Genomic DNA, 12,054 nt, shown 5'->3' with positions numbered 1-12,054 from the left:
GGGTGGTCCAGGGGGTGGAAAGGCGGGCGGAGCGGCTCCGCCGCAGGCTAACGGCTATCGCCCCCGAAGACGCCGTACGAGAATGCTCGCGTCGCCCCGCGACTCCAGGTCGGCGAGGACGACGGCGACCGCCTCGCGGACGATCCGCCCGCGGTCGACGGCGAGCCCGTGCTCACCGCGAAGGACCAGGCGCGCGTGCTCCAGGTCCATCAGCTCCTCGGCGGAGACGTACACCGTGATCTTCTCGTCGTGCCGCTCGCGGCCGCTGGGCCGCCGGTTGGCCGCCCGCTGACGGCGGCGCTGCTGCGCGGTGGAGGGGCCACCCTGCGCGGGCGTGCGCCGGGTCTTGGCGGCGTCCGCCTCGGCGGCGCCGCGGCTGCGCGGTTCGGCCGGGTTGGAGTCCTCCTCGGCGGCGGTGTGCTCCGCCTCGGGCGCGGGCTCGCCGGCGACCGGCTCGCTCTCGCCCGCCGGACCCGGCACCCTCGCCTCGCCGTTGGCCCCCCGCCGCGGGGTGGACGGCGAGAGCGCCATCCCCCCGGTCGTACGGAACAGTTCGTCGGCCCCGGGCAGACTCACTCGGCGTGACACCGGGCGAGCACCTCCCTGGCGAGCTGACGGTAGGCGGCCGCGCCGACGGAGTTGGAGGCGTACGTCGTGATCGGCTCACCGGCGACGGTGGTCTCCGGGAAGCGCACGGTCCGGCCGATGACCGTGTGGTAGACGTGGTCGTCGAAGGCCTCGACCACCCGGGCCAGGACCTCGCGGCTGTGCACCGTGCGGGAGTCGTACATCGTGGCGAGGATGCCGTCCAACTCCAGCTCGGGGTTGAGGCGTTCCTGCACCTTCTCGATGGTCTCGGTGAGCAGGGCCACACCCCGCAGCGCGAAGAACTCGCACTCCAGCGGCACGATCACCTTGTGAGCCGCCGTCAGGGCGTTGACGGTGAGCAGACCGAGCGAGGGCTGACAGTCGATCACGATGTAGTCGTAGTCCTGCATCAGCGGCTTGAGCGCCCGCTGGAGCGTGGACTCGCGCGCGACCTCGCTCACCAACTGCACTTCGGCGGCGGACAGGTCGATGTTGCTCGGCAGCAGGTCCATGTTGGGGACCGCCGTCTTGAGCAGCACCTCGTCGGCCGACATGCCCCGCTCCATGAGCAGGTTGTAGACGGTGAGGTCGAGTTCCATCGGGTTCACGCCGAGGCCGACCGACAGGGCTCCCTGCGGGTCGAAGTCGACGAGCAGCACACGGCGTCCGTACTCCGCGAGCGCGGCACCCAGGTTGATGGTCGACGTCGTCTTGCCCACGCCGCCCTTCTGGTTGCACATCGCGATGATCTTCGCGGGACCGTGGTCGGTCAGCGGACCCGGGATCGGGAAGTACGGCAGCGGCCGTCCGGTCGGGCCGATCCGCTCGCGGCGCTGGCGGGCGGCGTCGGGTGCGAGGGTGGCCGCGTACTCGGGGTCGGGCTCGTACTCGGCGTCGGGGTCGTAGAAGTGCCCCTGGGGCACCTCGTCAAAGTCGGCGAGGGCGGCGGTGTCCCGGCCGCTCTCGTTGCCGGCCGTGGCGTTCACGTGTAGGCCGTCCATCATCCGTGGGGCTGTCGTCATGTGCTGGGTGGGGACCATCCCCGCCTGCATGGGGAGCAGAGTGGTTTCGGAGGTGCGGACCGCGACGGAGCCGACAGCCTCGGGCCCCGAAGGGCTCTGGCCCCGTACGGAAATCCCCGCAGGGATTCCTGACTGACCACCTCCGGGAGTAAATGTCGACTCATTCACAAGTCGTCTTACCTCCTTGGACGTGACCAGGAAACTTTATCGATAGGTCAGCGTGGCACCATGCCGACGGTTGGCGACTCTATGGCGTGTCACCGGTCCGCAGCAACACAATCCGCCGGACCCGGCCCGATGTGTCGGCAACCGAACACCACTCTGTCAAGGGCGTACGGGCACTCAGGCGCGCGTTTCACCGGTGCGCGAAACGGTTAAAGGGTTACGTTCGAGGCGAGTTGAGCGAGCCCGTCACAGGTGGGCGGAAGTGTCGCGATACACATTCGGCCGGACCTTGGTCGACAAGGTCCGGCCGGATGTATGAGGTTGACGGTTCGCGTTGACGAACCGGCTTTTCCCTAGCCGAGAAGCGCGTGCAGTTCGACGTGCTCCAGGCTGTGGGCCTCGGCGACGGGGCCGTAAACGACCTGGCCGTCATGGGTGTTGAGGCCAAGGGCGAGCGCGGCGTCGCGGCGCAGCGCCTCGGCCCAGCCGTTGTTCGCCAGCGACACGATGTAGGGCAGCGTGGCGTTGGTGAGCGCGTAGGTGGAGGTGTTCGGGACGGCGCCGGGCATGTTGGCGACGCAGTAGAACACCGAGTTGTGAACCATGAAGGTCGGCTCGGCGTGGGTGGTCGGACGCGAGTCCTCGAAGCAGCCACCCTGGTCGATCGCAATGTCGACAAGGACACTTCCGGGCTTCATCTTGGCGACGAGCTCGTTGGTGACCAGCTTCGGGGCCTTGGCGCCGGGGATGAGCACCGCGCCGACGACGAGGTCGGCCTCGATGACGGCCTTCTCCAGCTCGTAGGCGTTGGAGACGATCGTCTGCACCTTGGTGCCGAAGATCTTGTCGGCCTCGCGGAGCTTGTTGATGTCCTTGTCGAGCAGGGTCACGTGGAAGCCCATGCCGACGGCGATCTGGGTGGCGTTCCAACCCGAGACGCCGCCGCCGATGACGACGGCCTTGCCGGCGTGGGTGCCGGGGACGCCGCCGGGCAGCACGCCGCGGCCGCCGGCCGAGCGCATCAGGTGGTAGGCGCCGACCTGCGGGGCGAGCCGGCCCGCGACCTCGGACATCGGGGCGAGCAGCGGCAGCTGGCGGCCGGCCGTCTCGACGGTCTCGTACGCGATCGCGGTGGTGCCGGACTCCAGGAGGGCGTCCGTGCACTCGCGGGAGGCGGCGAGGTGCAGGTAGGTGAAGAGCGTCTGGTCCTTGCGGAGGCGGTGGTACTCCTCCGCGATGGGCTCCTTGACCTTGAGCAGCAGGTCGGCGGTGGCCCAGACCTCGTCGGCGGTGGCGAGGATCTCCGCACCGGCGCCGACGTACTCGGCGTCCGTGATCGAGGAGCCCACGCCGGCGTTCTGCTCGACGAAGACCTGGTGGCCGTGGCGCACGAGCTCGTGCACACCGGCGGGGGTGATGGCCACCCGGAACTCGTTGTTCTTGACCTCGCGGGGGATACCGACCTTCACGTCGATCACGGTCCTTGGCTCAGGGAAAAAGGGGGGCAATGCCATACATACCCGGACGCACAGCGGCACACCGGGAGACACCGCAGGAAGTTGCGGCAGAGCCAGTCTAATGAAGGTTTTCGCGCTGTCTACCCTTACAAAGCTTCAATCTTTGGCTGAAGCGCTACGGATTTCGCAGGTCCCTTGCGGCTGCTGCCTCATCTTCCAGAAGCCGATCGGCCGTCGCCCGGTGCAGCCGGGCCGCCGTGGGGTCGCCGAGCCGGTCGAGGGTGTCGGCGAGCCGGAGCTGGAGCGCGGCCTGCAACCGCAGATCACCGGCCGTGCGCGCCTGCTCCACCGCCTCCCGGCAGGTGCGCAGCGACTCCTCGGGGCGCCCCGCGTACTCCTGGACCCGGGCCGCCTCGCTCAACGCCCTTGCCTGGCTGGGGAGATCGCCCAGCCGCCGATATCCGGCCACCGCGGCACGCCAGCCGCGCAGCGCCTCGCCGTAGCGGCCCGCGTACGTGTGCACGGTGGCGAGCCGTCCGTACAGCCGGGCCTCGTCGGCGCGCTCGCCGCGCGCGAGGCGCTGCGAGAGGGCCCGCCCGTACCAGTCGCAGGCCCGCTGCCAGTCCCCCAGCTCCTGGTGGGCGCCGCCTACGGATTCCATCGCACGGCCGATGGCGTACGGGTCGTTCGCCGCGCGGCCGGCGTCAAGCGCGGCCCGGTAGCGGGCCAGCGCCTCGGTGGTCCGCCCGGTCTGCGCGTCCAGGTCTCCCAGGTTCAGCAGGGCCGCGGCCTTCTCCCGGTGCAGATCGCGGCGCTCGGCGACATCGAGGACGAGCTGGTGCAGCCCGTACAGCTCGGGAGCCGCGGCCTCGGCACCCCGGTGCGCGGCGAGGGCCCGCACCAGCGCGGCCACCAGGCGGCGGGCCAGCGTGTCGAGCTCTCCGTCCTCGACCGCCGACCGGGCGGCAGCCAGCAGCGCGGGCTGGTGGGCGCGCAGCCAGGCGTCGGCCGCCGCCGCGCTGGGAAAGCGCAGGGCGCGCGGCAGCCCGGCGAGCTTCTTGCGGGCGGGCGAGCCCGGGGGCTCGGTGACCGCACGGCAGGACTGGAGCAGCCGCACGGTCCGCTCCAGCATCCTGGCTCGAGCCAGCTGCACCTCGCCGGGCCGATCGACGGCCTCGGTCAGCGCGCGCAGCAGCGGCGCGAGGGAGGCCGGGACCCGGTACCGCTCGGGGACGGCGGCGTCGCGCCGCAGCAGTCCGTACGCCGTGAAGTCGACCAGCGCGCTCTGGGCGCCCGAGACCGAGCAGCCCGCGAGCGCGGAGGCGGTGTGCGCGTCGGCAATTCCGGCGGGGGCGAGCGAAAGCAGTCGCAGCATCCGTGCGGACGGCTGCGAGAGGGACTCGTACACGAGCCGGAAGGAGCGCGCCAACGGCCGTTCCGCCAGCGGCAGTTCGGGCTCGTCGCCGGGCATGGCACGCAGTTGCCTGGCCACGTCGGCGATGGCCGCCTTGGGGCGGGCCGCGAGCCAGCCGCCGACGAGGACGAGGGCGGCGGGCTGTCCTCCGCACGCCTCCACGAGGGTCTCGGCGGCGCGCGGGTCGACCGTGACGCGCACCGAGCCGGTGTGGGTCTCCAGGAGTTCGACGGACGACTTCACGTCGAGTCCCCCCAGCGTGCAGGGGCGGACGTCGGGGATTCCGGTGAGCGGACCCCGGGCGGTCGCCACCACCAGGCAGGCGGAGGTGTCGGGGAGCAGGGGGCCGACCTGCTCCGCGTCGGCCGCGTCGTCGAGCAGCACGATCGCCCGGCGGTCCGCGAGGGCGCCGCGGACCAGTTCGGTCAGCTCGTCCTGCCCGGCTCCGGGCGGCGCCGGGACCGCGAGCGCGTCGAGCAGGTCCCGGGCGACCCGGTCGGCGGGGATCCGGGCCCCGCCCGGCTCCGTGAGTTGGGCCCGCAGCACCCCGTCGGGGTAGTCGCCGGCCACCTGGCGGGCCAGCTCCTCGGCGAGTGCGGTGCGTCCCGATCCCGGGCGGCCCGCGATCAGCAGGACCCTGGCCCGGGGCGACTTCTTTCCTGACAGCGTGTCAAGACCGGCCCGCTCGATGTCGGCCCGCAGTTCCTTCAACTCCCGCTGCCTGCCGAGGAATTGACCCGTGTGCTGCCCGGCGGCAGCGCCGCCCACGTCCACCGCCTGATCCGTCACGGGCCCACGCTCCGTCCGCCTGCGCACCTGGAGACCGTGCGGGTCCCCGCACGGGCAGTGTCCGAGCGTAGTTCACGCTTCGTGACCGTTCGGGTGGAGCACGGCGGGGATGTCCCCCGATCGGATCAGCGGATTTTCAGATCGGATGGATGCGGGGTCCGCTCACTCCTCGAAGGGCCGGGCCGGCCAGGGCGCCGCGGCCGGGCGCAGCCCCTCGACGCCCTCCCCGTTCAGTGCCGCGGCCAGCGCGAGAACCCCGACCGCCAGGCAGGTGTTGTGCAGTTCGCCCGCCAGAACACCCCGTACGAGATCTCCGAGCGGCACCCGCGCCAGCTCCATGTCGGCCTCCTCCTCGGCGACCTCGAAGCGCTCGCCGTCCGCCTCGGAGATGTTGCGTGCCAGGAAGATCCGTACGGCTTCGTCGCTTCCGCCGGGAGAGGTGTACACATCGCTCAGGACGTGCCACTGCTCGGCCTTGACGTGCGCCTCCTCGTACAGCTCGCGCTGGGCGGCGTGCAGCGGGTTCTCGCCGGGCACGTCGAGGAGCCCGGCCGGGATCTCCCAGAGCTTGTGGCGTACGGGGTGGCGGTACTGGCGCAGCACCAGGACGCGGCCCTCGTCGTCCAGGGCGAGGACGGCCACCGAGCCGGGGTGGACCTGGTAGTCGCGCTGGTGGACCGAACCGTCGGGCATCACGACGTCATCGGTGCGCACCCCGGTCTTGTGTCCGGTGAACGGGGTGGCACTCGCCACGACCTGCCAGTGTTCGGCGGTGTCCTCGATGGCCATGACGGCGTCCTCCCACAGTGCGCGCACAAAAACAGAACCGGGGCACGGCTCCTTCGGAAAAGGTCCGTACCCCGGCAACGTTAACAATGAGCGACTACTTGGCGGGCTTGCCCGTCTTGCGCTCGACAGCAGCCTTGACCAGGCCCGCGAAGAGCGGGTGGGGGCGGGTCGGGCGCGAGCGCAGTTCCGGGTGCGCCTGGGTGGCGACGAGGTAGGGGTGCACCTCGCGCGGGTACTCGACGTACTCGACGAGCTTGTTGTCCGGGGAGGTGCCGGAGAAGACGAGGCCGGCCTTCTTCTCCAGCTCCGCGCGGTAGGCGTTGTTCACCTCGTAGCGGTGGCGGTGGCGTTCCTCGACGTAGGGCTGGTCGTCGTAGACCTCGCGCACGATCGAGCCTTCGGCGAGCTTCGCCGGGTACAGGCCGAGGCGCATCGTTCCGCCCAGGTCGCCCGCGCCCTCCACGTAGGCCAGCTGCTCCTCCATGGTCGAGATGACGGGGTGGGCGGTGGCCGCGTCGAACTCGGTGGAGTTGGCGTCGGGGATGCCGGCCAGGTTGCGCGCGGCCTCGATCACGATGCACTGCAGGCCCAGGCAGATGCCGAGCAGCGGCACCTTGTTCTCACGGGCGTACTGGATCGCGCCGATCTTGCCGTTGACACCGCGGTCGCCGAAGCCGCCGGGCACCAGGATCGCGTCGACGTCACCGAGCTGCTTCTTGGCACCGGCCGGGGTCTTGCAGTCGTCCGAGGTGACCCACTTGACCTTGACGCGGGCCTTGTTGGCGAAGCCGCCCGCGCGCATGGCCTCGGTGATCGAGAGATAGGCGTCGGGCAGGTCGATGTACTTGCCGACCAGCGCGACGGTCACCTCGTGGAGCGGGTTGTGGACCCGGTCGAGCAGGTCGTCCCACTGCGTCCAGTCCACGTCGCGGAACGGGAGGTCCAGTTTGCGCACGACATAGGCGTCCAGGCCCTCGGTGTGCAGCACCTTGGGGATGTCGTAGATCGACTTGGCGTCGATGGCGGCGACCACGGCCGCCTCGTCCACGTCGCACATCAGCGAGATCTTGCGCTTGATGGACAGCGGCACCTCGCGGTCGGCGCGCAGCACGATCGCGTCGGGCTGGATACCGATGTTGCGCAGGGCGGCGACGGAGTGCTGGGTCGGCTTGGTCTTCAGCTCGCCCGACGGGCCGATGTAGGGCAGCAGCGAGATGTGCACGACGAACACGTTGTCGCGGCCGACCTCGTGACGGACCTGACGCACGGTCTCCAGGAACGGCAGCGACTCGATGTCGCCGACCGTGCCGCCGACCTCGGTGATCACGACGTCGACGTCGTCGGTCGCCATCCGGCGGATGCGGTGCTTGATCTCGTTGGTGATGTGCGGAATGACCTGCACCGTGTCACCGAGGTACTCACCACGCCGCTCCTTCGCGATGACCTGCGAGTAGACCTGGCCGGTGGTGACGTTGGCCGATCCGTCGAGGTCCACGTCCAGGAAGCGCTCGTAATGGCCGATGTCCAGGTCGGTCTCGGCGCCGTCGTTGGTGACGAACACCTCGCCGTGCTGGAACGGGTTCATCGTGCCCGGGTCGACGTTCAGGTACGGGTCGAGCTTCTGCATCGTGACCCGCAGGCCCCGCGCCTTGAGGAGCGCACCCAGGCTGGAGGCAGTCAGACCCTTGCCGAGGGAAGAGGCGACACCCCCGGTGACGAAGATGTGCTTGGTCGTCGTGGCTGCGCTGTTTCGCAAAGCCGTGGGCTGCATGGCCAAGAGGGGGCTCCCGTGGTCGCTGTGTGGAGTGCGTGCCGGTCACCCTGTGTGGATCTTGTACGGAATCCGTACGCGTTTCCTGGGGTGCCGTCGCTGCGGTTCGGGGCTTTTTTCAGCACCCGGCCACGGGCTACCAGGGTATCAGCGACAACGACAGAGCGCGCCCGGCCACGCTCCGTATGCCGCCGGTCAGCCCTGAGTACGAGGGTCACCCATACGGCCCAATGCGGTTCAAGGAACGCTCCAGCGGATCACTAAGGTGCGTCGTATCCTGCTCGGACACTCGCTTGCCGAGCCGCCTGGTAGCACGGCACCACCCCGTCCGTCATCCGGAACATGCGCTCGTTGGCGAACCCTTGACCGCTGTCGCTGTAAGCGCCCCGAGGGGGCGACGTGGCCGTTCGACTGGAGATTGCACGTGGCCGGGCGCATCGAGGATTACGCACTCATCGGAGACATGCAGACCGCCGCACTGGTCTGCCGGGACGGAACCGTGGACTGGCTGTGCCTGCCGCGCTTCGACTCGCACGCCGTCTTCGCCGGACTGCTGGGCACCGACGAACACGGCTTCTGGCGCGTCGGCCCCGCCTACGGAACCGACGACCCGCCACCGGTGGCCGACCGCCGTCGCTACCGGGGCGACTCACTCATCCTGGAATCGGAGTGGGACACCCCGCGCGGCACGGTCCGGGTGACCGACTTCATGCCGCCGCGCGACGGCGCCCCTCAGCTGATCCGCATCGTGGAGGGCGTCAGCGGCCGGGTCCCGATGCGCAGCACCCTGCGCATGCGGTTCAGCTACGGCCGCATCACGCCCTGGGTGCACAAGGTGGACTCCCGCACGGTGGCCGTCGCGGGCCCCGACTCGGTGTGGCTGGACACCGAGGCGGAGACGTACGGCAAGAACCTGACGACCTACTCCGACTTCACGGTCTCGCCCGGCGAACGGGTCGCGTTCACCATCAGCTGGCAGCCCTCGCACCGGGAGCCGCCCGCGCTGCCGGAGCCGGAGGCGTCCCTGGACGCGACCGAGGAGTTCTGGCGGGAGTGGGTGGAGCACTGCACCTACCACGGCCCCTACCGCGAGGCGGTGGTCCGCTCCCTGATCACGCTGAAGGCGCTCACCTACGCGCCGACCGGCGGCATCGTGGCGGCGCCCACCACCTCGCTGCCCGAGCACATCGGCGGCGAACGCAACTGGGACTACCGCTACACCTGGCTGCGCGACGCGGCGATCACGCTGTCCTCGCTGCTGCGCACCGGCTACCGCGAGGAGGCCCGCGCCTGGCGCGAGTGGCTGCTGCGCGCGGTGGCGGGCGACCCCGAGAACCTGCAGATCATGTACGGGATCGCCGGCGAACGGGAGTTGGGCGAGACGGAGCTCGACTGGCTGCCCGGGTACGAGAACTCCACCCCGGTACGGGCCGGCAACGGCGCGGCCCACCAGCTCCAGCTCGACGTGTACGGCGAGGTCACCGAGGCGCTGCACCTGGCGCACATGACGGGCCTGACCCGCAGCGACTACGCCTCCCTGCTCCAGCTCAAGCTGATCCGCTACCTGGAGAGCCACTGGGACCTGCCGGACGAGGGCATCTGGGAGGTGCGCGGGCCGCGCCGCCACTTCGTGCACTCCAAGGTGATGGCCTGGGTGGCCGTCGACCGCACGATCAAGCTCATCGAGACCGGCGACGTGGACGGCCCGCTCGACAAGTGGCGCGAGCTGCGCGACGAGATCCACCGGGACGTCTGCGAGAAGGGCTACGACGCGGAACGCAACACCTTCACGCAGTCGTACGGCTCCAAGGAGCTGGACGCGTCCTTGCTGCTCATCCCGCAGATGGGCTTCCTACCGCCGGACGACAAGCGGGTGATCGGCACCATCGAGGCGATCCAGCGCGAGCTGTCCACGCCGGACGGGTTCATCCTGCGCTACCCGACGACGGGCGGCGACGAGGAGAACCTGGACGGCCTCGCGGGCGAGGAGGGCGCGTTCCTGGCCTGCTCGTTCTGGATGGCGGACGACCTCGCGATGATCGGCCGGGTCGACGAGGCCCGCAAGCTCTTCGAGAAGCTGCTCGCGCTCCGCAACGACCTGGGACTGCTCGCGGAGGAGTGGGACCCGCACCTCCAGCGCCAGGTCGGCAACTTCCCGCAGGCGTTCAGCCACGTTCCGCTGATCGACACGGCCCTGCGGCTGACCGCTTCGGGGGCGTACGGCGGCTGACCCCCAACAGGCCTGCGGCAGTGCGCGTGACGTACGCCACAGCGGGCTGACCTCGGAACGTAACCGCAGGTAGCGTCCGGCGCATGCGGTGGCGTCCGGGGTCGGCCCCCGGATCCCGCAGGACGAGAGGTGAGTCGCAGTGGACACGCAGGGCGGGATCACCGTGCAGCGGGCGCTGGAGCTGCCGGGGCTGCGCGGCGGTCTTCCGGAGGTCGTCGCCGGTGCCGAGCGGCTGAACCGCACGGTGCGCTGGGTGCACGCCGGGGAGGTGCCCAACATCGCGTCGCTGCTCAAGGGCGGCGAGCTGCTCCTGACCACCGGCCTCGGCCTCGGTACGCGTCCCGCCGAGCAGCGCGCGTTCGTGCGGCGGCTCGCGGACCGGGGCATCGCCGCGCTCGTCGTCGAGCTCGGCCCGCGCTTCGCCCGGCTGCCCGCCACCATCGTGGAGACCGCGCGCGCCGCGGGTCTCCCCCTGGTCCAGCTGCACCGCGAGGTGCCGTTCGTGGCGGTGACCGAGGAGATCCACACCGAGATCGTCAACGGCCACTACGCCCTGCTGCAACGCGCCGAGGAGGTGCACCGGCGGTGCACGGGCGCGCTGCTCGGTGGCGGCGGCATCCCCCAAGTCCTGCGCATCCTGGCCGACTTCACCGCCAACCCGGTCTTCCTGGAGACCCCGGACGGGCAGCTCCTGTACGCCGCGGCCTGCGAGGCGACCCAGACCGCGGCCGATCCGCTCCAGGTCTGGGAGGGGCTGCGCGGCCAGCGTGAGGCCCGTGCGTCGGGGCCGCCGACGGGTGCGGTGCTGGTGGACGTGCCGGGCGGCGGCCACGGCGTGGGCGCGGTACGGGCCCGCCTGGCGCTGCTCGCGGTCGACTCGCCGCTGCTGCCGGTCCACCGCATGGCCGCCGAACGGGCCGCGGGCATCCTGGCGGTCGTCCTCATGCAGGCCCGCCAGGAGGAGGAGCTGGCCGCGCGCGGCCGCGGCGACTTCCTGACCGACCTCGCCGAGGGGCGCATCACCCCCGAGGACGCGCCCGGCCAGGCCAAGGTGCTCGGCTTCAGACCGGGCGAGGGCCCGCTGCTGCCGGTGGTGATGCGGCTGGCCTCCGAACTCGCCCCGACGGGCAACTGGGCGGTCCTGGCGCGGGCAGTGCTCGAAGAGCTGTCCTCCGTCGGCGTGCCCGTCCTGCTCGGCGTACGCCCCGTCGAGGGACGGGTGCCGCTGCTGCTCGGCCTGCGTTCGGAGTCGGAGCGCACGGCGGTGGCCGACCGGGTCGCGGCGGCGCTGCGGGCGGGCGTGGAGCGGGCGGGTCTGATGGGGGCGCGGGCCGGGGCCCAGCCGGTGGTCGTGGTCGGCGTCGCGGCCGGCTGGGCGGCGGCCGGCGCCGGGCTGCGGCACGCGGCCGAGACCGCGACGGCGGCGCAGGGCCTGCCCGAGCGGCCCTGGTACGACGCCCGGCGGCTCGACATCGACCTGCTCCTGTGGCGGCTGCGCGAACACCCCGACCTGGCGGCGTTCGTGGAGCGCGCGATCGGGCCGCTCCAGACCCACGACCGCGCCGCGCGCCCGGCCCTGATGCCCACCCTTGAGACGTATCTGGCCCACGCGGGCCGCAAGGCGGAGACGGCCCGCGAACTGCATCTGAACCGCCAGACCCTGTACAACCGGCTGGCCCGCATAGCGGACCTCCTGGGCACGGACCTGGACGACCCGCAGACGGTCCTGGCCCTGTCGCTGGCGCTCCGGGCCCGCAGGCACGTCACGGGCTGAGAGTTCGCGCCGCCGGGGTGTCCGGTGTCACCCCCGCCGCCGGTCGTCCTCGTGG

The 12,054-nt window shown here is 71.2% G+C and carries 8 protein-coding genes; 2 read left to right on the top strand and 6 right to left on the bottom strand.

The features are described 5' to 3' along the window. Nucleotides 1-54 precede the first annotated feature (54 nt). The 6 genes from OG522_RS28955 to OG522_RS28930 all read right to left on the bottom strand — a co-directional run bounded on the left by OG522_RS28955 (nucleotide 55) and on the right by OG522_RS28930 (nucleotide 7,995). Nucleotides 55-588 carry a hypothetical protein gene (locus tag OG522_RS28955; protein WP_329465956.1) on the bottom strand — a complete coding sequence of 178 codons (534 nt, stop codon included), beginning with the start codon at nucleotides 586-588 and terminating at the stop codon, nucleotides 55-57. Beyond that, a complete protein-coding gene (locus OG522_RS28950; RefSeq protein ID WP_329467777.1) occupies nucleotides 573-1,724 on the bottom strand; it encodes a ParA family protein in 1,152 nt (383 codons plus the stop codon). Before OG522_RS28950 ends, OG522_RS28955 begins: the two co-directional genes overlap by 16 nt. Before the next feature lie 404 nt (nucleotides 1,725-2,128). After that, on the bottom strand, nucleotides 2,129-3,244 hold the full coding sequence (ald, locus tag OG522_RS28945) for an alanine dehydrogenase (protein WP_329467776.1): 1,116 nt from the start codon (nucleotides 3,242-3,244) through the stop codon (nucleotides 2,129-2,131). Nucleotides 3,245-3,407: 163 nt separating this feature from the next. Continuing rightward, nucleotides 3,408-5,435: a tetratricopeptide repeat protein gene (locus tag OG522_RS28940; RefSeq protein WP_329465955.1), complete on the bottom strand. Its 2,028-nt coding sequence runs from the start codon at nucleotides 5,433-5,435 to the stop codon at nucleotides 3,408-3,410. Between the two features lie 162 nt (nucleotides 5,436-5,597). Then, complete coding sequence (locus tag OG522_RS28935) at nucleotides 5,598-6,224, bottom strand: NUDIX hydrolase (RefSeq protein WP_329465954.1); 627 nt, start codon at nucleotides 6,222-6,224, stop codon at nucleotides 5,598-5,600. A gap of 94 nt (nucleotides 6,225-6,318) precedes the next feature. Continuing rightward, nucleotides 6,319-7,995, bottom strand: a complete 1,677-nt coding sequence (locus OG522_RS28930) for a CTP synthase (RefSeq protein ID WP_329465953.1) — start codon at nucleotides 7,993-7,995, stop codon at nucleotides 6,319-6,321. A 424-nt stretch (nucleotides 7,996-8,419) separates the two neighbouring features. On the opposite strand from OG522_RS28930, the gene OG522_RS28925 reads away from it, so the two are divergent. Both OG522_RS28925 and OG522_RS28920 read left to right on the top strand, forming a co-directional pair. Further along, entirely contained in the window at nucleotides 8,420-10,225 is a 1,806-nt protein-coding gene (locus OG522_RS28925) for a glycoside hydrolase family 15 protein (protein WP_443074761.1), read from the top strand. A gap of 139 nt (nucleotides 10,226-10,364) precedes the next feature. Then, the gene (locus OG522_RS28920; protein WP_329465952.1) at nucleotides 10,365-11,999 is read left to right on the top strand and encodes a PucR family transcriptional regulator; all 1,635 of its coding nucleotides are present in this window, start codon (nucleotides 10,365-10,367) and stop codon (nucleotides 11,997-11,999) included. Nucleotides 12,000-12,054 lie beyond the last annotated feature (55 nt).

It is taken from the genome of Streptomyces sp. NBC_01431, from assembly GCF_036231355.1.
Classification (GTDB): Bacteria; Actinomycetota; Actinomycetes; order Streptomycetales; family Streptomycetaceae; genus Streptomyces.
This window is presented reverse-complemented; position numbering and strand designations above follow the sequence as displayed.

Excerpts from the sequence above, each read along its gene's own strand:
- OG522_RS28935 (WP_329465954.1), bottom strand. The coding sequence starts at position 6,224 with ATGGCCATCGAGGACACCGCCGAACACTGGCAGGTCGTGGCGAGTGCC.
- OG522_RS28930 (WP_329465953.1), bottom strand. The coding sequence starts at position 7,995 with ATGCAGCCCACGGCTTTGCGAAACAGCGCAGCCACGACGACCAAGCAC.